Genomic DNA, 25,366 nt, shown 5'->3' with positions numbered 1-25,366 from the left:
CATACACGACCGCTCTTCACGATGCTCCGGGGGATTCGTTCACCCCACGGTAACCGCTTGTGAACCCCTGCACAAAGTCGCCGACGGCGCGCCATCGACCCTCCGACCTGCAAAGCGGCCGAGAGTTACCGAATTAGGCCACCCTTACTTGCGAAAATCGGCCCGGAGGCGCTCGACGTCGACCTCCCAGTAGCTGTGCTCCTTGCCGTCGAGTAGCACAACCGGTAGCCGGTCGCCGAATTCAGCACGTAGATCGGGTTGCGTGGCAGCCGCTTCGTCCACGTCGACCCATGTCGGCGTGAAGCCCAACTCGCGGCCCAATTCGAGCAGACGGGCCTTCGCACCGTCGCATGCGCCGCACCCCACGCGGGTGAGAAGGGTCACCTCCCGTTCCGCCCCGCCGCGGCCTTGTTCACTGTTCGGTGCCTGCGTCGCACCGTCGGATGCCTCGTGCATCGGGCCGAACCTCCGTCGTCGTCACCGGGCTCCGGTGGAGAGAGCTTGCTCGCGCGGCGGTGAGCACACGCGATCCTCGGGATAGGCTACGACCATCACTCGAGCGACACGGGAGGTGCTGGTGCCTGCGCGATCACTGCCGAGCAGGTCCGGGAACGTACTGGCGGGGATGGTCCTGCCCGGGCGGCGCCGGTTCCGCAACCCGCTCGGCCCGAGCGAAGAAGAGGTGCGCGCCAACCTCGCCGGCGAAGCCAGCGCCGACGCCGCACACGCGATCCACGAAGCCACCACACGCGAGGTCGAACCCGACGACACCGAAGTCGACCACGTCGACGTACCGCTCGATCTGACCGCGGCAGCGTTCTTCGACGTCGACAACACGATGGTGCAGGGCGCGTCGATCATCCACTTCGCGCGCGGCCTCGCGGCCCGCAAGTACCTCAAGACGTCCGACCTCGTCGACTTCGCCTGGAAGCAGGTCAAATTCCGCGTCACCGGCAAGGAGAGCAGCGACGACGTGGCGACCGGCCGCGAGCGGGCGCTGTCGTTCGTCGCGGGCCGGTCGACGGCCGAGCTCGCGCAGCTCGGCGAGGAGATCTACGACGAGGTGATCGCCGACAAGATCTGGCCGGGTACCCGCGCGCTCGCCCAGATGCACCTCGACGCCGGCCAGCAGGTGTGGCTCGTCACCGCCACGCCGGTCGAACTGGCGCAGGTCATCGCGAAACGCCTCGGCCTCACCGGCGCCCTCGGCACGGTCGCCGAGAGCGAGGACGGCGTGTTCACCGGCAGGCTCGTCGGCGACATCCTGCACGGCCTCGGCAAGGCGCACGCGGTGCGTGCGCTCGCCGTGCGCGAGGGCCTGAGCCTCGACCGCTGCACGGCCTACTCCGACAGCTACAACGACGTGCCGATGCTCTCGCTCGTCGGCACCGCCGTCGCCGTCAACCCCGACACCGACCTGCGCGAGCTGGCCAAGAACCGCGGCTGGGAGATCCGCGACTTCCGCACGGGCCGCAAGGCAGCGAAGATCGGTGTGCCCACGGCGCTCGCGCTCGGTGCGGTCGGCGGTGCGGTGGGCGCGCTCGCCGCCCGCCGCCGCGAACAACAGATGTGAGTGCGCTCCGTCGCGGGACGACGGTCAGCCCAGGAAGACGTTGCGCCGCTTCGCGAGTAGCCGGTAGAGGGTCTGCTGGATGGTCTCGCGGACGTGGTCGGTGACCTCGAACAGTTCCATCGGATCCTCGGCCGCGGCGTCGTCGTACGAATCGGTGTGGATCGGCTCGCCGAACTCGATGTGCCATTTCGAGGGCAGCGGCACGAGCCCGAGCGGCCCGAGATGCGGGAAGAACGGAGTGACCGGGAAGTACGGCACGCCGAGAACGCGTGCGAGCGTGGTCAACTCGCCGATCTTCGGGTAGATCTCTTCCGACCCGACGATCGAGCACGGGATGATGGGCGTGCGCGTGCGCATCGCCGCCGACACGAAGCCGCCACGCCCGAACCGCTGCAGCTTGTAGCGCTGGCCGAACGGCTTGCCGATGCCCTTGAACCCTTCGGGGAACACCGCGACCACGTCGCCGCCGCGCAACAGACGCTCGGCGTCGGGGGTGCAGGCGAGGGTGTGGCCTGCCTTGCGCGCGATGTCGCCCACCACGGGCAGATCGAATGCGAAGTCGGCGGCGAGCATGCGAAGCGGGCGGTGCGCGGGGTGTTCGTCGTGCACCGCGACCGACACCATGAGGCCGTCGAGTGGCAGCACGCCCGCGTGATTGGACACGACGAGGGCGCCACCGGTGGCGGGGATGTTCTCGATGCCGGACACCTCGACGCGGAACCAGTTGTCGAACAAGGGCCGCAGCGCAGGCAGCCACACGTGCTCCGTGAAATCCGCGTCGTACCCGAAGTCGTCGACGTGGTAGTCGCCCGCGAGCCGACGGCGCACGAACTCGGCGGTGTGCACGATCTGCTCGGCGAGCACGTCACGCACCGCATCGACCGGCGACCGACCGTGCTCGGACTGCCCCGAGGGATCGGAGGCGGCCGTGTCCCCCGAGGCCGGTGGCACGGGCCCGACGGCCGTGACGTGCGGGGCGTCGACGTCGACATGGCCGGACGGGTGTCGTTCCTCGCTCGCGCGACGCGCGGCGCGTTGTGCACTCGTCGCCCGCGCCGCCGAACGTGCCTGCGCATCCCGGTCCGTACGCTCGCGCTCGCCGTGCAGCGGAATCACCTTCGCCATGTCACCCCTTCCCGGCGGGCCCGGCCGTGCGCGAGGCACCCACCAGACCGAGCAGCGTGCCTTCGATGCGGTCGACCCACTCCTCCCGGACGACCGGCCGCAGACCCGCGGCGCGACCGAAGTCGTCGAGCGCCTCGAGCGTGGACCAGCGCGGTGTGAAGCCGAGTTCGGTGCGCATGCGCGTGGTGTCGAGCCCGCAACCGAAGTGGAAGTACTCGGGCTGCTCGTCGGTGTACGCGCGCATGAGCGGGCCCATGAGCGCCCGTCCCGGGCCCCGGAACACCGAGAACGGCATGGGCACCTCGACGCGGCCGAGCCTGCGGATGGCCTGCGACAACATGACGGTGCCGTCGCCCGCGACGTTGAACGTGCCCGCGGGACCGGACAGCACGGCGCGCTCGAGCGCCGCGAGCGCATCCTCTTCGTGCAGCAACTGCAATCGTGCGTCGCGGCCCGCGACGGTGGGCACGACCGGTGACGAGAGATAGCGCGCGACGGTGGCGTTGAGTCGCTTGCCCATGAGCGGCGCGAGCCGCAGCAGCCCCACCGAGATGTCGGGCCGCCTGCGCCCGAGCGCCCGCGCGTACCCCTCGACTTCGATGCTGTCGCGGGCGTACGGGCCGGTGGGACGTCTGCGTGCGCTCATCTCCTCGGTGAACAGCGCGGGATCGCGCGCAGTGGAGCCGTAGATCGCGGAGGTGGACCGCAACACCACCTTGCGCACACTCGGCGCCTTCTGGCACACGGCGAACAGTTGCATCGACCCGAGGACGTTCATGTCCTTCATGACCGAGCGGTTGCCTGCGCGCGGGGTGTGTGCGAGAACCGAGGTGTGCACCACCGTGTCGACCTCGGCGCTACGGATGATCTTGCCGATCAACGGGTTACGAATGTCGGCGCGCACGAACTCGGCGCGGCCCATGCGGCGCAGCATGTCCTTCGACGGCGACTGCGTGTCGACCGCGACGACACGTTCGATCGCGGGATTCTGCGCGAGTCGCGTGACGAGATAGCCGCCCAGGAAGCGGCTCGCACCCGTGACGAGGACGACGCGAGGTGTGTCGCCGTCCGTACGTGCCTCGTCGCGTGTGCCCGCCATTCGCCCCCCAGATTCTCACGACCCGATCGGATTGTGATCCACGATACGGGTAGGCGCGCGTGAGCGCTTCCCAGCCGCTCACCCGGAAACACCAATGCCCGCCACCGAGCGGTGACGGGCATCGACGAATCGCAGCGGCGCTGCGCGGTGATTACTTGCCGAGTTTCCGGCGCTGCACGCGGGTGCGGCGGAGAAGCTTGCGGTGCTTCTTCTTCGACATACGCTTGCGTCGCTTCTTGATCACTGAACCCATGGCGGGTGTCCCTCACGTTCTTCTCTAGCGTTCCTGCGCACGCCGGTCACGTACGCCAGCGCCACCGTGGCGCTCGGGCCTCGTTCTTCCCGGCACAGCGCCTCGCGACGCAGGCAGGGTGGTACGACGAGAGTTCATCGTACCGGTGAACCGGCACCCCACGGAAACGAGGGTGCCGGCACCCGGGTCGATCGCCTCACGCCGGCGCGTCAGCCTGCGTCGAAATACGAGGTCTCCAGATAGTCGTGCACCGCTTTCGCGTGGACACGGAACGAGCGACCCACACGCACGGCGGGGAGCTCGCCACTGTGCACCAGCCGGTACACGGTCATCTTGGACACTCTCATCAGCGACGCCACTTCGGCGACGGTGAGGAATTGCGTTCCGGCCAGAGCCGGTTGTCCGTCGGACGGTGCCCTCGCAGGCTTGCCCGTCGACGGCTGTTTTCCAGTCGTCATCGATTCACTACCTCCGGGCACGTTCCGTGTCGCCGGCTTCCCCTCCGGCGATACGAACACGCACGTGCTCTCCCGAGCTTAGCGGTGCAGATGGGATTCCTGCGACGGGTGTGCGGAATCGATTGCTCGCCCGCAGGTCGGGGCGAGACCGGACGAGCGGCGCGACGAGACGGGAGCGGACCGGGCCGCGCGTTCAGTCGCCGGTGGCGCCGAGCTCGGCGGACCGCGTGGCGGCGGCCTCGAGCGCATCGAAGAACGCGGCGCGCAGTCCTCGCGACTCGAGCACCCGCAGCGCGGCCGCGGTGGTGCCGCCGGGCGACGTGACGGCCGCCTTGAGCTCGTTGGGGGTGTCGCCCGAGTCGGCGAGCATCGCCGCCGAACCCACCATCGTCTGGACCACGAGGTGCTCGGCCACATCGCGCGTGAGCCCCAGTCCGACCGCGGCCTCGATCATCGTCTCGGCGACGAGGAAGAAGTATGCGGGCCCCGACCCGGAGACCGCGGTGACGGCGTCGATCTTCGATTCGGCGACGACCGTGACCTCGCCGACGGCCGACAGGATCCCGCGGACCAACTCGAGATCGTCGTTCTTGACGTGCCGGCCCGGCGCCATGACGCTCATGCCCGCACCGACCAGCATCGGCGTGTTGGGCATGACGCGGACGACGGGGAATCCCGCGGGCAACCGGCTCTCGTAGAACGACGTGGGGATGCCTGCCGCGAGGGACACGACGATCTGCTCGTCGTCGTTGTCGAGGTCGGCCTTCGCGACCTGAGCCAGCGCCGACTCCACGTCGCCCGGCTTGACGGCGACGACGATGACGCGCGCACCCTCGACCGCGTCCGCCGTGTCGGACGTGACGCGCACCGAGTACTTGTCCGCGAGTTGCTCGCCCCGGGTCTCGGAACGCTCCGACACCACCAGATCCTTGACGGCGTGACCCGACTGGAGCAGTCCCGACACCAGTGCTTCACCGATACGTCCGCCGCCGACCACCGCAATTCTCGTCATGGTCCCCAAGCGTGCCACGCCGCCCGGCGCGAACGCAGCCGGGGCGGTCGCCGCACGAGGCCGGCGAGACGCGGTCAGCGCGGGATCATGGCGAGCTGACGACTCTGCACCACGACGGCACCCGTCGAGTCGATCACGGTGTGGTCTTCCTCGAACCACGTCGCGCCCAGCACGCTCGACCGTGCGACGACGCGCAGCCAGCCCGGTGCGGGCACACGCCGCACGTACGTCGTGAGCTGGACCGTCGGGGCCCACCCGAACATGCCGCGGTTCATCGTGACGGGCGCGCTGATGTCGCCGGTCATGACGGCGAACAGTGTGCGGGCGTCGACGTCGGCGTCGTCTCCTGCCAGCGGGCGCGCCCACAGCCGCACCTCGGGATCGCCCTGGGCGCCGCGCAGGAAGTGCGCCGAGCTCGGGTCGACGCGCATGTCGCTGCCCTGCGCCACGTGCACGACCTGCGCCATCGGGTGTTCGGGCGTGAGCGTGACGGCGTCCTCGGGCGGCTCGGCGGGGAGCTGCGTCGGCACATCCGCGAACAACGGTTCGCCGTCGTCGGGGGCGCCGAGCGTGACCGACGCACGCACGGCGACCCGATCGCCTTGCCGCAGCACGACATCGACGAGGGAGACCTGCTTGCCGATCTTGCGGAACTCGGTGTCGAGCTCGACCGGCCCCGGCTCCGGCGCCGACACGAAGTCCGTCGAGATCGCGACAGGCGTGGTCGCGACGACATCGGGATTCGCGCGCGCGGCGTCGCGAGCGGCCGCGCCGACCACCGCGGTCATCGAACCGCCGTGCACCTTGGGCCCGATCGTCCACGTCGGATCGATGTGCGCGGCGAACCGCTGCGGCTCGAGCTGCCTGAGCGTCGTGAGCGCGCGGAAAGGACTGTCGTTCATCACTGTTCGTCTTCCTGGTGGTGGCCGCCGGGCCGGGTGGAGTCGTGCTCGTCCGAGCCGTGGGCCGGACGCGAGGACGCCTGCGCGAAGAGCCGAAGCGCGAGCTCGCCGTGCGCGAGTCTGCGGAGTGCGGCGAGCACGGGCTCGTGGACGGTGGTGCCGACGACCGAGTACCGGATCGCGGATTCGAGGCCGCCGCGGGGCATGAGGTCGAGATCGGTCTTCGCGATCGCTCGCGAGTGCAACCCGTACGAGTCGAGCCGGTCGGGCGTCATCGGCACGCCCGCGTCCTCGGCGGCTGCGAGCGCGCGCTCGAGTTGCGCGACGGCGACGTACCTCGGGTCGTAGTCCATGCCGAGGTGCTCGAGCGCAGCGCGGGCCCGCGGATGCGGACCGGCGAGTTCGACGTCGTCGAGGTACGGGGGCAGCTGCGCGAGCGCGGCGCCGAGGGTTTCGTAGAGCCCCCGCGTGGGCTCGTCGACGAGTGCGAGGACCACTTTGATGCGCGGCAACGTGAGCCCGACGCCCGCGAGAGCCTTCACGAGCGCGAGCCGTCGCACGTGCACGTCGTCGTACTCGGCCGTGGTGACGCTGACGGCGCGGCCGGGCATCAGGACGCCTTCACGCAGGTAGTACTTGATCGTCGCGAGCGGCACTCCCGACCGCTCGACGAGTTGCGCCATGCGCACGCGCAGCCCTCCTCACTCGGTCGAGTTCCTCTTTCGCACGAACACTTGACTTTGGATAGTAGCAGTATCCAAACTGTTGGATAGCAGCACTATCCAAACTGGCACGATCCCGAAGAAACGCTCCTCACCCGCGCGAAAGGTCGACGCCATGCATCCCGTACTCACCCTCGTCACCGGAATCACGCTGCTCACCGTCGTCGGCATCGCGTTCGGCGGCACCTTCCTCCTGCGCGTCGCGAACGGCGGCGTGCCGGCGAACACGCTGCAGAAGACGTTCTTCCGCGCCGGCCACGCGCACGCGGGCGTCCTGGTGACTCTCGGACTCGTCGTCGCACTGCTCACCGACCGCGCGGGCGTCTCCGCACCGTGGTCGATCACCGGCAGCGTGCTCGTGCTGGTGGCCGCGATCCTGGTGCCCGCGGGCTTCTTCCTGTCGGTACTCGGCCACGATCCGGCCCGGCCGGGCCGCATGATCGCCGCGGTGTGGGCGGGCGCGCTGTCGCTCACCGCCGGGCTGGTCGTCGCCGGTGTCGCCGTGATCGTCGCCGGCGCAGGCGCCATGTGACGGTCCGCCCGGCGTGGAGTCAGCTCAGGTTCTCGCGCGCGAACGACAGCGCCTCGGTGAGCATCGCCGTCCGCTCGGCACGGGTGCGCGCCCGCTGCGTGTCGATCTCGACCACCGCGTGGCCCGCGAAGCCCGCGGCCACCGCGTCCCGGCACACCCGCGCGACCGGCTGGTCGCCACGCCCCGGCACGAGGTGTTCGTCGCTGGGCGCTCCGTTGCCGTCCGCGAGATGCAGGTGTGCGAGCCGACCGCCCATGCGGCGCGCGAGCGCGAGCGCATCCGTGCCGGCCGTCGCGGTGTGCGACAGATCGAGCGTGTAGTGCGCGAAACCCGCGTCCGTCGGGTCGTACGACGGCGCGAACACCGACACCGCCGCGCCCGGGCCGCCGCGCCTGCGCATACGCTCGGCTCCCCGGCCCCCGAAGATCGCGTCGGCCCGCATCGGGAACATGTTCTCGACCGCGATCGGGATCGACGCCCGCTCCTCGAGTTCCGCGACCTGATCGGCGAAGCCGTCGGCGTAGCGACGCTGCCAGCGGAACGGCGGGTGCACCACGACGGTCGTCGCACCGAGCCGTTCGGCGGCGCGCACCGAGCGGGTGAGTTTCGCGGCGGGATCGGCACCCCACACCCGCTGCGAGATCAACAGGCACGGCGCGTGTATCGCGAGGACGGGCACCGAGAACCTCTTCGCGAGCCGCGCCACCGCGTCGACGTCCTGACTCACCGCCTCGGCCCACACCATCAGTTCGACGCCGTCGTAGCCGAGGTCGGCGGCGTAGCGGAATGCAGCCTCGACGTTCTCGGGATACACCGACGCCGTCGAGAGCCCGATCGACGGCGGGCGTGTGCTGCGCCCGTGCGCCCCTGCCACCGGGGGCTCAGCGGTCACGCGACGCTCAACCCGTGAGCATGAACGCGAGCGGACCCAGGGTGACGATCATCCCGACGACGACGGCGATGACGAAGCTCGTGATGTCGTCGGTGCGGCGCAGGATGCGCACGACCGCCACGAGGCCGACGATGACGAGCACCGCGAGCACGAGGGCGACCCACGGGAGCGAGCCCCACAGCTTCTCGAAGCCCTTGAACATGAGCGCACCCGCGACGACGGCGGCGACGGCCTGTCCACCGAGCACGGCCCATTCGCGCAGCGATTCGCGACGTTCGTCCGGGTCCTGTTCGCGGTCGTCCTCGCGTTCGTCCTCGCGCGCACCTTCCTCGATCGCGGGCTTGTCGATCAGCTCGGTCTCGCCGTCGGGACGGGCGTCGGCGTCCTCGTCGGCGGCGGTGCGTGCGTCCGCGTCCCCGTCACGCGCGTCGTCGGTGCGGCGCCTGCGGCGCAGGAGTTCGGCCGCGAGCGACCCCCCGGACAGCAACGCGGGCTCGCGCTGTTCGGGCATACCGTCGGAGTGCGCGCTGGGGGTCGCGTCCCGACGCGGGTGGTGCGCGCGGTCGCCGTCGTCGCGGGTGCTGTCGTGCTCGTCCGCATCGGCCTGCGGCACGACGACCGGGACCGACCCTTTGGCGTCGGTCTCGATATTGCTGATCGGGGACGGCGTGGGCTTGGCGCGCTCGAACGCGACGCTCACCCATGCGCCCTCGTGCCCGCGCGACGTGCCGGACGTGGCGGGCGCGCCGACGGGTGGCGTGACGGTGGTGGGCGACGAATCCGGTTCCGGAGTGCGCGGGGGTGTCGGGGTGCGCGGGGGTTCCAGGGCACGTGACGGGGTGGAGAACGAGCGGGGGGTGGTCGATCGGCTCGCCGGGGCGGCCGGAGGCGCGGATGCGGCGGGCGCCGGCTTCGGAGTGCGCGTGGGCAGCGACGGACGCGACTCGGGGGCCCGGGCCGGGGCCGCGACGCTCCCCCGGCTCGCCGCTGTCGAGACACTCGATCCGGTGCTCACGCTCCGCGACGGTGCACTCGGGGCCGGTGCACTCGGAGCCGGTGTACTCGGGGCCGGGGTGCTCACTGCCGCGCTCCGCGCCGGGAACGACGGCTTCGGCGGATCGGCCGGTTCGGGCGCGGCCCGTCGACCCCGGCCGGTGTCGCTCTCGCCGCCGTGCGCCGACGATCCGCCGACGACGGGGATCTCGCCCGTGAGTTCGGCGACCGAGACGCCCCCGCTGACACCGCGCCTGCGCCGGCCGCCGCGCGATTCCATCTGCTGGCCGCCGTTGCGCTTCAACAGCTCGGCAACCGAGATCTGCTGGCTGTCGTCACTCATCGCGTGCTCACCATCAACTCTCCGCCCATCTCGAGGTCAAGCTTGCGGAGGATCAACCCCTCCCGTAGAGCCCAGGGGCAGATCTGGAGCTCGTCGAGCCCCAGAGCGCGCATCCCGGCCTCCGCAACGAGAGCCCCGGCCACGAGTTGCCCCGACCGGTCGGAACTCACACCCTCCAATTCTGCACGGTCGGATGCCGTCATCCGGGAAATGAACGCGATGACTTGCCGGAGCCCGCTCGCCGTGAGAGTGCGTTCGACGCGAGGACCTGCGGCCGACGGCGCGGCGCCCGTGAGCCGTGCGAGCGAACGGAACGTCTTGGACGTACCGACCGCGAGGTTCCAGTCGCCCGCGTCGCGCAGTTGCCGCGCGGGTGCGGCGAGCTCGGCGTCGAGCCAGTCACGCAACACGGCGATGCGGCGCTTGCCGGGTGGGTCGGCGTCGAACCAGTCGCGGGTGAGCCTGCCCGCGCCGAGTGGGAGCGACAGCGCGACATCCGGGTCCTCGTCGCCACCGTTGGTGAGTTCGAGGGAACCGCCGCCGATGTCGAGACCGAGGATGCGGCCCGCGCTCCAGCCGAACCAGCGGCGCGTCGCGAGAAAGGTCAGGCGTGCCTCGTCGACCCCGGACAGGACACGCAAGCTCACGCCGGTCTCGTCGCGGACCTGCGCGAGGACGGCCTCGGAGTTGCGGGCGTCGCGCACGGCGGACGTCGCGAACGCCATGAGCTGTTCGCACCCGGACTTGTCGGCGATGGCCGCGAACTCGCGCACCGTGGTGGCGAGGCGGTCGGCTCCGGCGGGGGTGATGTCGCCGTGGGCGTCGGTGTTCTCGGCGAGGCGCAACGTGGCCTTCGACGAACTCATGGGCGTCGGATGGCCACCCCAATGCGCGTCCACCACGAGAAGGTGGACGGTGTTGCTTCCGACGTCGAGTACCCCTAGGCGCACAAGAACACGGTACTGGGTCTACCGTCGGGCACTGTGACAGCAGGTGACGCGGGCGCCGGACACAAGATGACGCCCAGCCCCGAAGTAGCGCTCGACTTCCCTCGCGAGTGGGTCGAGTTCCTCGACCCGGACAACGACGAACATCTCATCGCCGCGGACCTGACGTGGCTGCTCTCGCGCTGGACGTGCGTGTTCGGCACGCCCGCATGCCAGGGCATCATCGAGGGCCGGCCGGACGACGGGTGCTGTTCGCACGGTGCATTCCTGTCCGACCAGGACGACCTCGACAAGCTCGAGAAGTCCGTGAAGATGCTCACACCCGATGTGTGGCAGTTCATGGAGAAGGGCCTCGGGAAGAAGGGCTATCTCGAGGAGGACGAACTCGACGACGAGCCCGCGCTGCGCACGCGCAGGCACAAGGGCGCGTGCATCTTCCTCAACCGGCCCGGCTTCGAGGGCGGTGTGGGGTGCGCACTGCACACGATGGCGCTGCGCAACGGCATCGAACCGCTCGAGGTCAAACCGGACGTGTGCTGGCAGCTGCCGATCCGGCGCACCCAGGAGTGGGTCGAGCGGGCCGACGGCGAGGAAATCCTCAAGACGACCATCACCGAGTACGACCGCCGCGGCTGGGGCGAAGGCGGGGAGGACCTGCACTGGTACTGCTCGGGCTCGCCCGACGCGCACGTCGGCAGCAAGCCCGTGTGGCGCTCGTACGCCCCCGAACTCACCGAACTGCTCGGCGCCGCCGCGTACGACGAGCTGGCCGCGATGTGCCGGCGCCGCGAAGGCCTCGGCCTGATCGCGATCCATCCCGCGACCGAGGCCGCCGAGGAGCGCGACGGTTCCGACGCGCAGCCGGGCGGCGAGGCGGACTGACCCGGCTCAGTTCTCGAGCTTGTAGCCGAGCCCGCGCACCGTCAGCAGGTGCCGCGGCTTGCCGGGGTCGGCTTCGATCTTGGCGCGCAGCCGCTTGACGTGCACGTCGAGCGTCTTGGTGTCGCCCACGTAGTCGGCGCCCCACACGCGGTCGATCAGCTGGCCGCGCGTGAGGACGCGCCCCGCATTGCGCAGCAGGTATTCGAGGAGGTCGAACTCCTTGAGCGGCAACGTGATCTGCTCGCCGTCCACCTGCACGACGTGCCGGTCGACGTCCATCCGCACGGGCCCGGACTCGAGGATCGTGCCGTCGGACCCCGCGTCGACGTCGGTGTCCGCGCCGCGCCGCAGCACCGCGCGGATGCGGGCGATGAGCTCGCGCGCCGAGTACGGCTTGGTGACGTAGTCGTCGGCGCCCAGTTCGAGACCGACCACCTTGTCGATCTCGCTGTCGCGCGCGGTCACCATGATGACCGGCACCCCGGAGCGGCTGCGCAGCTGGCGGCACACGTCGGTGCCGCTCATGCCGGGAAGCATCAGGTCGAGGAGCACGATGTCCGCGCCTGCCCGGTCGAACTCGGCGAGTGCCGTCGGCCCGTCGGTCACCACGGTCGTCTCGAAGCCCTCTTTGCGGAGCAGGAACGCCAGCGGATCGGCCAGCGACTCCTCGTCCTCCACGATCAACACACTCGTCATCGCTCGATCCCTGCTTTCGGTGTCGGATTCACTTCGCCGCTTTCGGGCGGGGTGTGGGTGGCGTGTGGGGGGCAGTCGCGTCGGGTCCGGACAGGTGCACCGGCACGCTCAAGGTGAACGTCGAGCCCGTGCCTGGCCTGCTCCACAGGTCGATCGTGCCGTTGTGGTTCGCGGCGACGTGCTTGACGATCGCGAGGCCCAGGCCGGTGCCGCCGGTGGCCCGCGAACGTGCCTTGTCGACGCGGAAGAATCGTTCGAACACGCGCTCCTGGTCTTCCTTCGCGATGCCTTCGCCACGGTCGGTGACCGAGATCGCGACCATGTCGCCGCGCAGCGCGCGGCTCACCGACACGGGCGACCCGCTCGGCGAGTACGCGACGGCGTTCTGCACCAGATTCGTCAAGGCGGTCACGAGCAGTTCGCGGTCGCCGAGCACTTCGAGACCGCTCGCCTCGTCCGTCGTGACGGAGATGTCGGCGGCCTCGGCGGACAGCTGCGACCGGGACAGGGCCTCGTCGACCACCTCGTCGACGTCGACGGGCGCGAGGTCGGGCAGCTTCTCGGCGCCCTGCAGGCGGGAGAGCGCGATGAGTTCGGTGACCATGCGGCCGAGCCGCTGGGACTCTTCGTACAGGCGTGCGCCGAAGTGCCGAACGGAATCGGGATCGTCGGCCGACTCGAGCAGTGCCTCCGCGAGCAGTCCCATCGCGCCGACCGGCGTCTTGAGTTCGTGGCTCACGTTCGCGACGAAGTCGCGCCTGGTGGCTTCCATGCGCACCTGTTCGGAGTCGTCGTCGGCGAACAGGACGACGAACCGGTCGTCGGTTTCCGACAGGCGCTGAACGACCGCACGCACCGCGAGCATCTCGCGCGAGCGCGGTGCGCGGGTGCTCAGGTCGCATTCGACCGGCTCGCCCGTGACGAACACACGCTGCGCCGCGACCCATGCCCGCTCGTCGAGCATGCGGCTGCGCACCAGGCCGAGCTCCTCGGCGCGCGGGTTGAACAGGACGACGTCCTGGAAACGGTCGACCACCGCGATCCCGCTCGACGACGCGAGCACGATCAGATCGAGAACCTGCGACGTCGTGAGGCCGGTGCGGACCGCGCTCCTGCTCCGGTGGCGCCGGACCGCGCCGGGGACGACCACCAGGCCTGCAACCAGGCCCACAGCGCACGCCACGACGGCGAGCAGCACTGTCTGAACGACGGTCACGGGGCAATCGTACGGACAGCCGACCTCCGCCCGAACCGGGGTCGGACGGTTCCGCTGCTGGTCACGGCGTGTTCGCCTGCCCGTAACCTGGCGTTCCGGCCGGGTGCACACAGGCACCCGGCCGGGGGCCCGGTTCCTACTTGGCGCCCTGGTTCGCGACCGCTGCCGCGCCGGCGGCCGCGGCCTCCGGGTCCAGGTAGGTGCCGCCCGGGTTCAACGGCTTCAGGTTCTCGTCGAGGTCGTAGCGCAGCGGGATGCCCGTCGGAATGTTGAGACCCGCGATGTCGTCGTCGGAGATGCCGTCGAGGTGCTTGACGAGCGCGCGCAGCGAGTTGCCGTGCGCGGCGATCAGCACGGTCTTGCCCGCCGCGATGTCCTTCGAGATCGTGTCGTTCCAGTACGGGATCAGCCGCTCGACGACGTCCTTCAGGCACTCGGTGCGGGGCACCGTCTCGAGGTCGGCGTAGCGCGGATCGCCGTCCTGGCTGTACTCGCTGCCGAGCTCGATCTCCGGCGGCGGGGTGTCGTAGCTGCGACGCCACAGCATGAACTGGTCGTTGCCGTACTTGTCCTTGACCTGAGCCTTGTTGCGGCCCTGCAGCGCGCCGTAGTGGCGTTCGTTGAGGCGCCAGTCGCGCACGACCGGGATCCAGTGCCGATCGGCCGCGTCGAGCGCGAGGTTGGCGGTGTTGATCGCGCGGCGCAGCAGCGACGTGTAGAGAACGTCGGGCAGCAGACCGTGTTCGAGGAGCAGCTCGCCCGCGCGCTTGCCTTCGGCACGCCCCTTCTCGGTGAGATGGACGTCGACCCATCCGGTGAACAGGTTGAGCGCATTCCATTCGCTCTCGCCGTGGCGGAGCAGCACAAGGGTTCCGGTACTCATACCTTCATGTTCCCACGGGCGGCCGGCCCGGACACCGCCCGCCGGGTCCTTGCGCTGCGGGCCAGTGCGACGCAGCCCACCGCCGCACACGCACACACGCCCGCACCGGTCAGTGCTCCGACGACGAAACCCGTCTCGGTGTGCCTGCCGGAGCTGTCGCCGAAAGCCTCGAGGATCACGACGGACACCGCGCTGCCGAGCGAGAACCCGAGGAACCGCAACACGACGTTGAACGCGAGCGCGCTCGCCGTCTCGGCCGCGGGCACGACGCGGATCATCAGCCAGGGCATGGAGTTGAACGTCGCGCCCGCGCCGAGACCCGCGACGGCCATCACGACCGCGACATGCCACAGCTGCGTGTGCGCGGCGGCGAGCATCAGGTTGGCGGCGCAGAACAGCACGCATCCGGACGGCAACAGCAGGTCGGGACCGAACCGAGTACTCAGGAGGAGAGCGATGCGGCTGCCGACAGCACTGGCCACGGCGTAGGGCAGCATCATGATTCCGGCGACGGTGACCGAGTGTCCCAGGCCGTATCCGCCGTCGTCCCCACCGGACTGCACGAGCACCATCACGATCGCGATCAGGATGTACATCCCCAGTCCCACCGCGAGCGCGGCGAGGTTCGGCGCGAGCACTCCGGGCCGTGTCGCGATCCGCAGGTCCACCAGCGGGTTCGGGCGGCGCAGCATCCACGCGACACTCGCGGCGAGCAGCGCCACTCCCCCGGCGAGCAGGCACGCGACGAGCGCGGACGTGTAGCCCCACGTGTGCGCACGGCCGATCACCAGCAGCAGGCACAGGGTCGCCGAGCCGAGCAGGAGTGCACCGAACCAGTCGACACGGTCCGCTGCGCGCGCGGTCGATTTCGGCACCGCGACGACGGCCGCGGCGAGCGTGAGCACGGTGCACGCGAACGCGGCACCGAAGGCGCCCTTGACACCGAGGCCGTCCGCGAGCAGTGCGGCGACGGGGAAACCGAGCCCCGCGCTCGCGACGCTCGCGACCGACAGCGCCGACACCGCGCCGGTGACGCGCTCGTCGGGCACGACGTCACGCGCGATCGAGATCGCGAGGGGAGTCATCGCGAATCCGATGCCCTGCAACGCCCGTCCCACGATCAGGGCCGCGAATCCGAGCGGCAGCGCGGCGGCCAGCGAGCCTGCCGCGACCGCGGTGAGGCACACGAGGATCGTCGTCCGGCGCCTGCGTCCGCTGCCGAGCCTGCCGACGATCGGCGTCACGATCGCGCCGACGAGCAGCGGCAGCGTCAACGACCATTGCGCGGCCGTGAGCGACACGTCCTCGGCTGCGGCGATCGCGGGCACCATCGGCGCACCGAGTCCGCCGATCACGCCCGTGACCGTCGTGAGCATCAGCAGCCCCGCGAGCGTCAGCCGCGGGCGCCGCGCCTGCTCGTTCTCGGCCGCGCTCATCCAGCGTGGTGGCACGCGACGAAATGCCCGTCGGCGAGCGCGCGCATCTCGGGTTCGGTGTCGGCACACACGTCGGTCGCGAGGGGACAACGCGTACGGAACCGGCAACCGCTCGGCGGGTTCAGCGGCGACGGCAACTCGGCCGGAGGGCGGTGCGTCCCGCGGTCCGCGCCCTCGTTCGCGGCGCGCTCCTCGTCGCCGACCGGAGCCTCGCCCCCTGGGAGGTGTTCCTCCGGAACCGATTCGAGCAGCAGCCGGGTGTACGGGTGTGCCGCGTGGCGCGCGAGGCGACCCGCAGGCACCACCTCGCAGATCTTGCCGAGGTACATGATCATGATCCGGTCGCTGATGTTCTTGACGACCGCGAGGTCGTGCGCGATGAAGATCAGGCTCAGCCGGTACCGCTGCTTGGTGTCCTCGAGCAGGTTGAGAATCTGCGCCTGCACCGACACGTCGAGGCTCGAGACCGGCTCGTCACAGATCAGGATCTGCGGTTCGAGCATCAGGGCACGCGCGATCGACACCCGCTGGCACTGCCCTCCGGACAACTCGTGCGGGCGCCGGTCCCACACGACGTCGGGGTCGAGGCCCGCGGCACGCAGGCTCGCGCGGATCCGCTCGTCGTCGACCTTCTGCCCGCGGATCCGGGGGCCTTCCGCCACGAGATCCTTCACCTTGCGACGCGGGTTCAGCGACGACACCGGATCCTGGAAGATCATCTGCATCCGCGCACGCGCCCGGCGCAGCGCGCGGCCGCGCACGTCGGTCAGTTCGTCGTCGTCGAGGCGCACCGAGCCGGAGGTCGGTGGCGGCAGCTGCATCAGGGCGCGGCCTGCACTCGACTTGCCGCACCCGGATTCGCCGAGGATCCCGAGGGTTTCGCCGGGCAGCACGTCGAAGCTGATGCCCGAGACCGCGTGCACCGTCTGTCCGCCCTTGGCGGGGAACTCGACGACGAGATCCTCGACGCTCAGGACCCGATTCGACTCGGGTCGAAGGTGCAGGGTGCCGGTGCCTGCCATCAGCGCTCTCCTCGGTTCGCGTTCGCCACGGGGTGGAAGCACGCGGCCAGGTGACCGCTCTCGTCGCCTGCACGGCCGGACGCGAGCACGGGGAGCTCGCGCGTGCAGTCGTCGTGCACGTACGCGCAGCGGGGCGCGAACCGGCACCCGGCCGGTGGGTGCACCATGTCGGGCGGCGCACCGTCGATCGCGCGCAATCGTGCGTGCGGCGGATCGTCGAGGCGCGGGATCGCACTCAGCAGCGCTTCGGTGTACGGATGCCGCGGAGACACGAACAAATCTGCTGCGTGCGCGGTTTCGGCGATGCGACCGCCGTACATGACGGCGACCCGATCGGCACGCCCCGCGACGACGCCCAGGTTGTGGCTGATGAGGATCACCGCGGTGCCCAGCTCGCGCTGCAGCCGCTCGAGCAGATCGAGGATCTGACGCTGCACCGTGACGTCGAGCGCGGTGGTGGGCTCGTCCGCGATCAGCAGCTTCGGGTCGTTCGCGAGCGCCATCGCGATCACGACGCGCTGGCGCATACCGCCGGACAGTTCGTGCGGATACTGCGTGATTCGCCGAGCCGGGTCGGGGATGCCGACGAGATCGAGCAGTTCGACGGCGCGGCCGCGAGCCGCCGCGCGGCCGAGTCCACGATGCGCGTGCAGCGTTTCGGTGAGATGCGTGCCGACGCGTTTGACCGGGTTGAGTGCCGTCATCGGGTCCTGGAAGACCATGCCGACGTCGGAGCCCCACATCGAGCGCAGCGCACGCGGGGACATCGCGTGCACGTCCTGCCCGTCGAACTCGACGAGACCGGAGACGGTCATGGTGGGTCCGGTGCGATGCAGCCCCATCACGGTACGCCCGAGAACGGATTTTCCCGAGCCGGATTCGCCGACCACACCGAGCATCTCGCCGCGCGCGAGCGTGAGCGAGACGCCGTCGACCGCACGCAGGTCGCCCCGCGCCGTGTGGATGGTCGTGCGCAGGTTCTCGACCCGCAGCAGTGGGGCGGGACGCGGCGCCGCAGGAGCGCTCTCGTCCGAGATCACGGAAGTCGTCATCGCCGGGCCCTTCTAGATCTTCGCCTGCCGGGGGTCGAAACGCTTGCGCGCCTTCTCCCCCAGCATGTTGAACGCGAACACGGTCATGAACACGAAGAAGCCGGGCACCAGCACGATGTGCGGGTGCCGCTCGAAGGTCGTGCCCTCGCCTTCGGCGATCATGTTGCCCCACGACGGCTCCGGCGGCTGGATACCGAGCCCGAGGAAACTCAGCGACGCCTCGGCGACGATCAGGACCGACACGACGACCATCGCGTAGGACAGCAACGGCAACAGCACGTTCGGCAACAGCTCGCGCACCATGATCCGCAGGTTCGACGCGCCCATCGCCTTGCCTGCGAGTACGAACTCACGTTGCACGAACGTGAGCGTGCTCGCGCGCGCCATCCGGATCATGCTCGGGAGCGCGAGCAGCGACAGCGCGAACGCGAGATTGCGCAGGTTGGGTTCGAGCACCGCTGCGAGTGCGATGAGCAGCACGAGCGGCGGAACCGCGAGCAGCGAGTTGGTGAGGATGCCGCTCACGACGTCGACACCCTTGCGGAAGTAGCCCGCCGCGATGCCGAGCGCACCACCGACGACGAGTCCGATCACGACCGCAGCGATCGACACGACGAGCGACGCGCGTGAGCCGTAGATCGCCCGCGCGAGCAGGTCGAGTCCGAAGTTGTTGGTACCCAGCGGATGATCGGTCGTGAGGTCGGGGCGTGCCATCGTGGCTTCGCCGAATGTGGTCGACACGTCCTGGTGCTCGGGCAGTGGCAGCAACGGGGCGAACACCGCGGCGAGAGTCAGCACGACGAGCCACACGACGCACAGCCACGCGATCAGGTCGAACGAGTCGCCGAAGCGCCGGCGCGCCAGAGCACTCGCGCCCGAGTACATCAGGGCGACCGAGACGAGCACCGCGGCGAGCTGGACCCACCCCTCACCGCGCAAGGAAAGTGTGGCCCAGACGAATCCGGCGACGCCCAGCACAGCCGGGAGCACGCCACGCCACAGCGACGGACGGCGCGAGGCGGGCACGGGCGCCGGTTCTCCGGTGCCGCGACGCTCGCTCTCGGCGATCTCGGCCGTGTCAGACATGGGCCCTCCTGATCCTGGGGTCGAGGAATCCGTACGACGCGTCGATCACGAAGTTGGTGAGCACGTAGATCACCGCGATCACGACGACCGCGCCCTGGATCGTGACGAAGTCGCCGTCGTTGGACGCACCGATGACGAGCGAGCCCATGCCGGGCAGCGCGAACAGGTACTCGACGATGACCGTGCTGCCAATCAGCCGGCCGAGACCGATGCCCATCAGGGTCATCAGTGAGAACGACGACGGCCGCAGCGCGTCGCGCACGAGAATGTGCACGGTGCTCATGCCTTTCGCCTTCGACGCGAGGATGAAGTCCTCCTGCAGTGTAGTGACGAGGTCGTCGCGCAGGATGCGCGTGAACATCGCGGCCTCGGCGAGCGCGATCGTCAGCGCGGGCAGGAATGCGTGGTACAGGTTCTGCACGGGGTCTTCGCCGAGCCGCACCCACTGCGCTCGCGGGAACCAGTCGAGAGTGTTCGCGAACAGCAGGATCACGAGCATGCCCGCGAGGAAGCTCGGCACCGACAGCACGCCGATCGAGCCTGCGCTGATCGCGCGGTCGATACGGCCACCGGGTCGCTGCGCGGCCGCCATCGCGAGCGGCACGCAGATCAGCAGCGCCATCGCCATGCCGAGCACCGCGAGCTCCACGCTCACCGGCAGCGCAGCCGCGATGCGTTCGCCGACACCGCTGTAGGGCGGCACGATCGAGTCGCCCAGATCGCCGGTCAGTGCCGACTTCAACCAGTCGACATACCGGACGAGCAACGGGTCGTTCAGCCCGAGCTGGTCACGTACCTGGGCGTACTCCTCGGGACTGTGCCCCTCGCCGAGGATCGTGACCGCCGGATCCGTGTCGGTCTTCGACACCAGCCAGAAGGTGCCGAGACTGACCACGAACAGCACCGCGATCAGCTCGGCCGCGCGCCGGATCACCTTGTCGGCCATGCCGTCATCCCTTCCACCGTCCGCGGCCGGACGCCCGAGGCACCGTTCACGCGTCACCGAGCCATGCGTCGTCGAGCAGCACCATGCTGTTCGTGTTCTCCTTCACCCCGTGCAGGTCGTCGCCGAACATCACGAACTCGGGTGAGGGCGCGAAGACGAGCGCGGGCACGACCTCGTTCCACCGCTGCTGGATACGTCCGATGACGTCGCGCTGCTCGTCGAGCGTCCCAGCCGCCTGCACCTCGGCGATCAGGTCGTCGAACTCCCCCGTCGCGATGCCGCTCGACAGATTGCCTTGGCTGTGCAGCGTCGCGAACATGCGCGCGTACGTTCCGGCGTCGCGCCAACTGATTCCCCACCCCGCCGTGTCGTAGTCGCGCTGCACCTGGATCCGGGCCGTCTGGTCGGCGATCGTGCGCATGTACACCGGCTCGACATCGAAACCGACCGCGTCCCACGCGGCTTTGAGCGTCATCGCGGTTTCACGCGACGACGCGTCCGACCCGTCGACGTGCACTATCCTGCCGTCGAAGCCGTCGGCCTTGGCTTCGGCGACGAGCCGCCGCGCCTCGTCCGGGTCGTACTCGAGCGGACCGACGTCCGTGTGCCACACCGACGTGTCGGGGAACAGTTCGTTGCCCGCGGTGCCGGCGCCACCGAACGCGCGGTCGATCACCGCGGTGGGCGGCAACGCCATGTGCAGTGCACGCCTGATCCGCGGGTCCGAGCCGGGACGGCCCTGCCCGGCGTTGATCAGACCGGCATTGCCGAGCGCGACGATGTTGAGGAATCCCGGCGCCGCGTGCGCGACGGCCTCGTCCACGATGTCGGGTTCGCGGATGAACGCGAGGTCGATCGAGCCCGCCTGGAGCGAGTCGTAGGTGGTCGTCGGGTCGTTGAGGTAGACGACGCGGAAGTGGTCGAGATTCGGTGCGCCACCCCAGTACCGCGGGTTCGCGTCGAGCACGAGTTCTTCCTTCGGACGGTAGTGGCCGAAGGTGAACGGTCCCGCGCCGATCGGCTGGAACTCCGGGCCCTCGCCCGCCGAGCGCGGCACGATCATGCCGGGCCCGACGGTGAGCATGTAGTCGAAGGTCGGCCACGCGGTGTTCAGCCGAAACACCACGGTCTTCGCATCGGGTGTCTCGGTGGCACGTACATTCGAGCTCCACACCCGCGCGTCGGACGCGCCGCCTGCCGCATAACGACCGAGGCTGTACGCGACGGCCGCCGAATCGAGCGGGGAGCCGTCGCTGAAGGTCACGCCGTCACGCAGCGTCAGCGTCCAGACCGTGTGATCCTCGTTGGGCGTCAACGACTCCGCGAGCTGCGGCACCGTCACATTCTGTTCGCTGTCCCACCGCATCAGGACGTCGTACACGGCGGCGAGTTCGATGCCACCGGTCGAGCCGGACGCGATCGCTTTCGCGGGGTCGAGATTGCCCTGCTCGCTGTAGGAGCCGAAGGTGAGGGTGCCGCCGTGCACCGGATCCCCGGTGGCCGGCTTGACGTTGACCACCCCGTCCACGTACGCCGAGCCGCCGCTCGACGACGTGACGCTGACGGCCTTGTTGCAGCCCGCCAGCACGAGCGTCGCCGCCAGTATCGCCACCGTGGTGTGCCGCGTGCGGGTACCCAGGACCATGGCCTCTTCCCTCGTGTCGCAGGCCGCGGGGACGCGGCCGTCCGTCGAGACGAGCACAGCGAATGGCGCTGCTACACGGGCATTCCCATCCAGCGGGAGCGGACTCCCCGGTTACCGTTCGGTACTCTCAGCGCACCGACAGTTCGGCTCGCTTGACCTTTCCGGTGGCATTCCGCGGCAGCGGATCGCTCGTGATGCGCCACACTGTGGGCACCTTGTACCGGGCGAGCCGCGGCCGCAGGTGCTCGCGCAGATCGTTCTCGGTGAGCATCGTGCCGACGCGAGTCACCACGACCGCCGCGACCTCCTGACCCAAGTCCTCGGACGCGACACCGACAACGGCACATTCGCTCACCGCGTCGTGCAGCAGGATCTGGTTCTCGACCTCGGCCGGATACACGTTCTCGCCGCCGCGGATGACGAGATCCGAACGCCGCGCGGAGATGCTCAGCAGGCCGTCGCGCATCGTGCCGAGATCGCCCGTGCGGAACCATCCGTCGGATGTCGTCGACTCCGCGGTTGCCTCGGGATTGCGCCAGTACCCGAGCATCACGTGCACGCCGTGCAGGCAGATCTCGCCTTCGACTCCGTCCGGGACGCGGCGCCCGGCGGTGTCGCGCACCTCGACGCGCATCGTCGGGATGGGCCTGCCCACGCCCGTCGGGTCGGCGAGCGCCTCGGCGGGCGACGCGAGGGTGGCCGCGGTCGACGACTCGGTGAGGCCGTAGGACGTCCCGAGCGAGGCGGCGGCATCGGGCAGTGCGGCCCGCAGCTTGTCGCGCAGCGCGCCGGACGACGGGGCGCTGTTGACGGTGACGGTGCGCAGCGACGTGAGGTCGTAGCCCGACAGGTCGGCGTCGAGGATCCGCGAGAGCATCGTCGGCACCGCGCCCCAGTTGGTCACGCGTTCCTTCTCGATCAGGCGCAGCACCGCGTCCGGCTCGAACTTGCCGGTGTGCAGCACCGCGGTGTCGCCGACCACGAGCCGCACGACGGCGAGGTTGTGCAGCCCCGCGATGTGGAACAGCGGTGTAGCGAGGAGGAATCGGCGCCCACTCGGCGGCCGGCCGAGTTCGGTGGCCACCGCGTCGTTGAGCAGATGGAACCACACCGCGGCGATCATGTTGCGATGCGAGTGGGTCGCGCCCTTCGGTCGTCCGGTGGTGCCACTCGTGAACAACACGACCGCCGGGTCGTCCTCGTCGACGGCCTCGTCCGGGAGTGCGGCGCCACGGTGACGCGCGATCGCCTCGGCGACACCGGTTTCGAACGCCACGACGGGAACCCCGGGGGCGCCGCACAGTGCGCGCCGGGGCGCGTCCGCGAACAGCACCGTGGGCTCGGTCAGGTCGAGGCCGTAGCTCATCTCCTGTTCGGCCCACATCGAGTTCATCCCGACCGCGACGGCGCCGAGCGACACCGTCGCCCAGAACGCGATGATCCACTCGGGGCTGTTCCTGCCGCACAGCGCGACCCGGTCACCCTTGCGTACCCCGTAGTCCTCGCGCAACGCCGCCGCGAGAGCCGCGACGTCGCGTGCATGCTCCGCGAAGGTGATCCGAGCCTCCTCGGTCACCAGGTACTCCGTGTCGCCGTGCGCGCGCGAGGCGCGCAACAGCTCGCCGAGCGACCGCTGCCGGTGCGCGAACACCTCGAGGTCGTGCCCGCGGACGGGCTCGGTGCGGATCTCGAACGGCATGCCGGGTGCGGTGAGCGTCGCCATCGCGTCGTCGCGTGTCACGTCCGGCCCTCCTTTGCTTTTCAGGGTGACGGGGTCACGGGGTTCTCGTCGGTGCGGGAACCTCGACGAACAGTCCGCGCGCTTCGACGGTGCGCGTCCCGGCATGCTCGATCCAGCCCTCCGCGACGGTCTTACGGCCGCGGGTCTCGACGATGCGCGAGTACAGGTCGAGCGGCTCGTCGAGCGGCGTGCGGCGCAGGTACCGCAGGTCGAGGGTCGCGGTGACGGAGCGCCTGCCCTGCGCCTGGAGGAGCACGCCGAGCATGCAATCCATGAGATGCGCGCCGACTCCGCCGTGCACATTGTCGGGCGGCCCTTCGTACAGTGCGTTGGCGACGAGGCGCGCTCGGGCGTCGTGTTCGCCGAACACGACGTCGAAGGCGGGCGCCGTCGGATTGAACGCCGACATCGTCCACGGTTCGCCGTCGATGCGCGCGCGTCCCGGCCGGTCGAACGGCACTCGCGTCGCGCGGGGCCGCGTGCGGGCGCCGAGAGTGCGCATCGACACCTGGATGTCGTCACACACCGCGCGTAGCGTCTCGACGTCGGTGTCGGTGACCGTCACGGCGAGCATCAACGCGCGGGTGGCCTCGACGAGTTCACGGGTCGCCTCCCTACGCTCGACGTCCGCCCGCGCGCCGAGGTCTGCTGCACTGTCCGGTCCTGCCGTCACGTCAGATCCGCTCGACGATCGCGCCGGTCGCCTGGGCACCGCCGGCGCACACCGCGACGAGGGCGAGCGACTTGTCGCGCCGCTCGAGTTCGTCGATCACGGTCGCGAGCAGGCGGATTCCGGTCGAGCCGACCGGGTGGCCGAGCGCGATCGCGCCACCCGCGACGTTGAGCTCGTCCGGGTCGACGCCGTGCACCTGCGCGAACGACAGCGGCACCGAGGCGAACGCCTCGTTGACCTCGAACAGGTCGATGTCGTCGATCGTCATCCCGGTGCGGTCGAGCACGCGTTGCGCTGCCCGGATCGGACCGTCGAGCAGGAATTCCGGTTCGGCGCCGACGTTCACCTGCGCAAGGATGCGGGCGCGCGGACGCAGCCCCAGCTCCCGGGCGACGCGTTCGTCGGCGAGCAGCGCGGCACTCGCACCGTCGGAGATCTGCGACGCTGTGCCCGCCGTGTGCATACCGCCCTCGCGGATGGGTTTCAGGCCGGCCAACGCGTCGAGGCTCGTGTCGCGCAGACCCTGGTCGCGCGAGAACGTGCCGCCGTCGGGCAGCGTGACGGGCAGGATCTGACGGTCGAACCACCCCGCATCCCACGCGGCGCGCGCCCGGGTCTGCGAGCGCAGCCCGAACTCGTCGAGATCCTCGCGAGTCAGCCCGCGGCGCTGCGCGATCCGGTCGGCTGCCTCGTACTGCGCGGGCAGATCGACCTTCCAGTTGTCGGGGCGCGGGCGACCCACGTCGCCGAGGTTCGACAGCAGCGGCACGCGCGACATCGCCTCGACACCGCAGGCCATGCCGACGTCGAACATCCCGGCCGCGATCTGCGCGGCGATCAGGTGCACCGACTGCTGCGCGGACCCGCATTGCGCATCGATCGTGGTGGCGCCGCATTCCTCCGGGAGCCCGGCGTGCAGCCACGCGAAACGCACCGCATTGCCGGACTGTTCGCCCGCCTGCGTGACGCACCCGCCGATCACCTCGGTGACCAGCGTGGGATCGACGCCGGTGCGGTCGAGCATCGCCCGCTGCGCTCCCGCGAGCAGTTCGACGGCGTGCACGCCACTGAGCGCGCCGCCTCTTTTTCCGTACGGTGTGCGCGCGGCGTCCACGACGACTGGATGGGGCATCAACATCTCCTCGGCAGGCTCCGGTCGGGCAGACCGGTTCTCGGACGGTGCCAAAGTAGGTGCTGAGCGGGCGCACGCAATGCCGGTTCCCAGTGGCCGGTACCC

Annotated in this window: 26 protein-coding genes; 3 read left to right on the top strand and 23 right to left on the bottom strand. The window is 70.0% G+C overall.

Annotated elements, in window-relative coordinates:
- Positions 1 to 144: 144 nt before the first annotated feature.
- Positions 145 to 456: a glutaredoxin family protein gene (locus HCA44_RS15185; protein WP_169649845.1), complete on the bottom strand. Its 312-nt coding sequence runs from the start codon at positions 454 to 456 to the stop codon at positions 145 to 147.
- A 121-nt stretch (positions 457 to 577) separates the two neighbouring features.
- On the opposite strand from HCA44_RS15185, the gene HCA44_RS15180 reads away from it, so the two are divergent.
- Positions 578 to 1,573, top strand: coding sequence for an HAD-IB family hydrolase (locus HCA44_RS15180; protein ID WP_169649843.1), 996 nt, complete (start codon positions 578 to 580; stop codon positions 1,571 to 1,573).
- A gap of 24 nt (positions 1,574 to 1,597) precedes the next feature.
- Here the strand turns inward: HCA44_RS15180 and HCA44_RS15175 are convergent, their stop codons facing one another.
- The 7 genes from HCA44_RS15175 to HCA44_RS15145 all read right to left on the bottom strand — a co-directional run bounded on the left by HCA44_RS15175 (position 1,598) and on the right by HCA44_RS15145 (position 7,111).
- Positions 1,598 to 2,698 carry a lysophospholipid acyltransferase family protein gene (locus HCA44_RS15175; protein WP_169649841.1) on the bottom strand — a complete coding sequence of 367 codons (1,101 nt, stop codon included), beginning with the start codon at positions 2,696 to 2,698 and terminating at the stop codon, positions 1,598 to 1,600.
- A 1-nt stretch (position 2,699) separates the two neighbouring features.
- Positions 2,700 to 3,797, bottom strand: coding sequence for an NAD-dependent epimerase/dehydratase family protein (locus HCA44_RS15170; RefSeq protein ID WP_169649839.1), 1,098 nt, complete (start codon positions 3,795 to 3,797; stop codon positions 2,700 to 2,702).
- Between the two features lie 151 nt (positions 3,798 to 3,948).
- Positions 3,949 to 4,050 (bottom strand): AURKAIP1/COX24 domain-containing protein, encoded by a 102-nt coding sequence (locus tag HCA44_RS15165; RefSeq protein ID WP_003402602.1) that lies wholly within the window; start codon positions 4,048 to 4,050, stop codon positions 3,949 to 3,951.
- A gap of 209 nt (positions 4,051 to 4,259) precedes the next feature.
- Positions 4,260 to 4,508, bottom strand: a complete 249-nt coding sequence (locus HCA44_RS15160; protein WP_169649837.1) for a helix-turn-helix domain-containing protein — start codon at positions 4,506 to 4,508, stop codon at positions 4,260 to 4,262.
- Positions 4,509 to 4,701: 193 nt separating this feature from the next.
- The gene (proC, locus tag HCA44_RS15155) at positions 4,702 to 5,520 is read right to left on the bottom strand and encodes a pyrroline-5-carboxylate reductase (protein ID WP_169649835.1); all 819 of its coding nucleotides are present in this window, start codon (positions 5,518 to 5,520) and stop codon (positions 4,702 to 4,704) included.
- A gap of 74 nt (positions 5,521 to 5,594) precedes the next feature.
- Positions 5,595 to 6,422: a thioesterase family protein gene (locus tag HCA44_RS15150; protein ID WP_169649833.1), complete on the bottom strand. Its 828-nt coding sequence runs from the start codon at positions 6,420 to 6,422 to the stop codon at positions 5,595 to 5,597.
- A complete protein-coding gene (locus tag HCA44_RS15145) occupies positions 6,422 to 7,111 on the bottom strand; it encodes a MerR family transcriptional regulator (protein ID WP_169649831.1) in 690 nt (229 codons plus the stop codon). Before HCA44_RS15145 ends, HCA44_RS15150 begins: the two co-directional genes overlap by 1 nt.
- A 148-nt stretch (positions 7,112 to 7,259) precedes the next feature.
- On the opposite strand from HCA44_RS15145, the gene HCA44_RS15140 reads away from it, so the two are divergent.
- On the top strand, positions 7,260 to 7,676 hold the full coding sequence (locus tag HCA44_RS15140; RefSeq protein ID WP_169649829.1) for a hypothetical protein: 417 nt from the start codon (positions 7,260 to 7,262) through the stop codon (positions 7,674 to 7,676).
- Between the two features lie 19 nt (positions 7,677 to 7,695).
- Here the strand turns inward: HCA44_RS15140 and HCA44_RS15135 are convergent, their stop codons facing one another.
- The 3 genes from HCA44_RS15135 to HCA44_RS15125 form a co-directional block, all read right to left on the bottom strand.
- A complete protein-coding gene (locus HCA44_RS15135; protein WP_169650020.1) occupies positions 7,696 to 8,511 on the bottom strand; it encodes a sugar phosphate isomerase/epimerase in 816 nt (271 codons plus the stop codon).
- A gap of 64 nt (positions 8,512 to 8,575) precedes the next feature.
- Complete coding sequence (locus tag HCA44_RS15130) at positions 8,576 to 9,904, bottom strand: hypothetical protein (protein WP_169649827.1); 1,329 nt, start codon at positions 9,902 to 9,904, stop codon at positions 8,576 to 8,578.
- Positions 9,901 to 10,854, bottom strand: a complete 954-nt coding sequence (locus tag HCA44_RS15125) for a Ppx/GppA phosphatase family protein (RefSeq protein WP_169649825.1) — start codon at positions 10,852 to 10,854, stop codon at positions 9,901 to 9,903. Before HCA44_RS15125 ends, HCA44_RS15130 begins: the two co-directional genes overlap by 4 nt.
- A gap of 66 nt (positions 10,855 to 10,920) precedes the next feature.
- On the opposite strand from HCA44_RS15125, the gene HCA44_RS15120 reads away from it, so the two are divergent.
- Entirely contained in the window at positions 10,921 to 11,733 is an 813-nt protein-coding gene (locus HCA44_RS15120) for a hypothetical protein (protein ID WP_169650018.1), read from the top strand.
- A 6-nt stretch (positions 11,734 to 11,739) separates the two neighbouring features.
- Here HCA44_RS15120 and HCA44_RS15115 read toward each other — a convergent pair whose 3' ends face one another.
- From HCA44_RS15115 to HCA44_RS15060, 12 genes are all read right to left on the bottom strand, one after another.
- Entirely contained in the window at positions 11,740 to 12,429 is a 690-nt protein-coding gene (locus HCA44_RS15115; protein ID WP_169649823.1) for a response regulator transcription factor, read from the bottom strand.
- 28 nt (positions 12,430 to 12,457) lie between these two features.
- Positions 12,458 to 13,645: an ATP-binding protein gene (locus HCA44_RS15110; protein WP_169649820.1), complete on the bottom strand. Its 1,188-nt coding sequence runs from the start codon at positions 13,643 to 13,645 to the stop codon at positions 12,458 to 12,460.
- A gap of 136 nt (positions 13,646 to 13,781) precedes the next feature.
- Entirely contained in the window at positions 13,782 to 14,528 is a 747-nt protein-coding gene (locus tag HCA44_RS15105; protein ID WP_169649819.1) for a phosphoglyceromutase, read from the bottom strand.
- Positions 14,525 to 15,964 carry an MFS transporter gene (locus HCA44_RS15100; protein WP_169649817.1) on the bottom strand — a complete coding sequence of 480 codons (1,440 nt, stop codon included), beginning with the start codon at positions 15,962 to 15,964 and terminating at the stop codon, positions 14,525 to 14,527. The genes HCA44_RS15105 and HCA44_RS15100 overlap by 4 nt, the downstream gene beginning before the upstream one ends.
- Positions 15,961 to 16,986, bottom strand: coding sequence for an oligopeptide/dipeptide ABC transporter ATP-binding protein (locus tag HCA44_RS15095; RefSeq protein ID WP_169649815.1), 1,026 nt, complete (start codon positions 16,984 to 16,986; stop codon positions 15,961 to 15,963). The genes HCA44_RS15100 and HCA44_RS15095 overlap by 4 nt, the downstream gene beginning before the upstream one ends.
- Positions 16,986 to 18,038, bottom strand: a complete 1,053-nt coding sequence (locus HCA44_RS15090; protein ID WP_169649811.1) for an ABC transporter ATP-binding protein — start codon at positions 18,036 to 18,038, stop codon at positions 16,986 to 16,988. The genes HCA44_RS15095 and HCA44_RS15090 overlap by 1 nt, the downstream gene beginning before the upstream one ends.
- Positions 18,039 to 18,050: 12 nt before the next feature.
- Positions 18,051 to 19,124, bottom strand: a complete 1,074-nt coding sequence (locus tag HCA44_RS15085; protein ID WP_206038199.1) for an ABC transporter permease — start codon at positions 19,122 to 19,124, stop codon at positions 18,051 to 18,053.
- Positions 19,117 to 20,070 carry an ABC transporter permease gene (locus HCA44_RS15080; protein WP_169649809.1) on the bottom strand — a complete coding sequence of 318 codons (954 nt, stop codon included), beginning with the start codon at positions 20,068 to 20,070 and terminating at the stop codon, positions 19,117 to 19,119. Before HCA44_RS15080 ends, HCA44_RS15085 begins: the two co-directional genes overlap by 8 nt.
- A gap of 46 nt (positions 20,071 to 20,116) precedes the next feature.
- Complete coding sequence (locus HCA44_RS15075) at positions 20,117 to 21,715, bottom strand: ABC transporter substrate-binding protein (protein WP_169649807.1); 1,599 nt, start codon at positions 21,713 to 21,715, stop codon at positions 20,117 to 20,119.
- Positions 21,716 to 21,842: 127 nt separating this feature from the next.
- A complete protein-coding gene (locus HCA44_RS15070) occupies positions 21,843 to 23,456 on the bottom strand; it encodes an AMP-binding protein (protein WP_346764742.1) in 1,614 nt (537 codons plus the stop codon).
- A 34-nt stretch (positions 23,457 to 23,490) separates the two neighbouring features.
- Complete coding sequence (locus HCA44_RS21275; RefSeq protein ID WP_346764741.1) at positions 23,491 to 24,129, bottom strand: hotdog domain-containing protein; 639 nt, start codon at positions 24,127 to 24,129, stop codon at positions 23,491 to 23,493.
- Between the two features lies 1 nt (position 24,130).
- Entirely contained in the window at positions 24,131 to 25,261 is a 1,131-nt protein-coding gene (locus HCA44_RS15060; RefSeq protein ID WP_169649802.1) for a steroid 3-ketoacyl-CoA thiolase, read from the bottom strand.
- Positions 25,262 to 25,366: the final 105 nt, after the last annotated feature.

The sequence above is a fragment of the Rhodococcus sp. HNM0569 genome, from assembly GCF_012726205.1.
GTDB lineage: Bacteria > Actinomycetota > Actinomycetes > Mycobacteriales > Mycobacteriaceae > Rhodococcus_F.
This window is presented reverse-complemented; position numbering and strand designations above follow the sequence as displayed.

Excerpts from the sequence above, each read along its gene's own strand:
- proC (WP_169649835.1), bottom strand. The coding sequence starts at position 5,520 with ATGACGAGAATTGCGGTGGTCGGCGGCGGACGTATCGGTGAAGCACTG.
- HCA44_RS15060 (WP_169649802.1), bottom strand. The coding sequence starts at position 25,261 with ATGCCCCATCCAGTCGTCGTGGACGCCGCGCGCACACCGTACGGAAAA.
- HCA44_RS15105 (WP_169649819.1), bottom strand. The coding sequence starts at position 14,528 with ATGAGTACCGGAACCCTTGTGCTGCTCCGCCACGGCGAGAGCGAATGG.
- HCA44_RS15120 (WP_169650018.1), top strand. The coding sequence starts at position 10,921 with ATGACGCCCAGCCCCGAAGTAGCGCTCGACTTCCCTCGCGAGTGGGTC.
- HCA44_RS15100 (WP_169649817.1), bottom strand. The coding sequence starts at position 15,964 with ATGAGCGCGGCCGAGAACGAGCAGGCGCGGCGCCCGCGGCTGACGCTC.
- HCA44_RS15160 (WP_169649837.1), bottom strand. The coding sequence starts at position 4,508 with ATGACGACTGGAAAACAGCCGTCGACGGGCAAGCCTGCGAGGGCACCG.
- HCA44_RS15090 (WP_169649811.1), bottom strand. The coding sequence starts at position 18,038 with ATGACGACTTCCGTGATCTCGGACGAGAGCGCTCCTGCGGCGCCGCGT.
- HCA44_RS15115 (WP_169649823.1), bottom strand. The coding sequence starts at position 12,429 with ATGACGAGTGTGTTGATCGTGGAGGACGAGGAGTCGCTGGCCGATCCG.
- HCA44_RS15170 (WP_169649839.1), bottom strand. The coding sequence starts at position 3,797 with ATGGCGGGCACACGCGACGAGGCACGTACGGACGGCGACACACCTCGC.
- HCA44_RS15165 (WP_003402602.1), bottom strand. The coding sequence starts at position 4,050 with ATGGGTTCAGTGATCAAGAAGCGACGCAAGCGTATGTCGAAGAAGAAG.
- HCA44_RS15085 (WP_206038199.1), bottom strand. The coding sequence starts at position 19,124 with ATGTCTGACACGGCCGAGATCGCCGAGAGCGAGCGTCGCGGCACCGGA.
- HCA44_RS15150 (WP_169649833.1), bottom strand. The coding sequence starts at position 6,422 with ATGAACGACAGTCCTTTCCGCGCGCTCACGACGCTCAGGCAGCTCGAG.
- HCA44_RS15075 (WP_169649807.1), bottom strand. The coding sequence starts at position 21,715 with ATGGTCCTGGGTACCCGCACGCGGCACACCACGGTGGCGATACTGGCG.
- HCA44_RS15080 (WP_169649809.1), bottom strand. The coding sequence starts at position 20,070 with ATGGCCGACAAGGTGATCCGGCGCGCGGCCGAGCTGATCGCGGTGCTG.
- HCA44_RS15095 (WP_169649815.1), bottom strand. The coding sequence starts at position 16,986 with ATGGCAGGCACCGGCACCCTGCACCTTCGACCCGAGTCGAATCGGGTC.
- HCA44_RS15130 (WP_169649827.1), bottom strand. The coding sequence starts at position 9,904 with ATGAGTGACGACAGCCAGCAGATCTCGGTTGCCGAGCTGTTGAAGCGC.
- HCA44_RS15140 (WP_169649829.1), top strand. The coding sequence starts at position 7,260 with ATGCATCCCGTACTCACCCTCGTCACCGGAATCACGCTGCTCACCGTC.
- HCA44_RS15185 (WP_169649845.1), bottom strand. The coding sequence starts at position 456 with ATGCACGAGGCATCCGACGGTGCGACGCAGGCACCGAACAGTGAACAA.
- HCA44_RS15175 (WP_169649841.1), bottom strand. The coding sequence starts at position 2,698 with ATGGCGAAGGTGATTCCGCTGCACGGCGAGCGCGAGCGTACGGACCGG.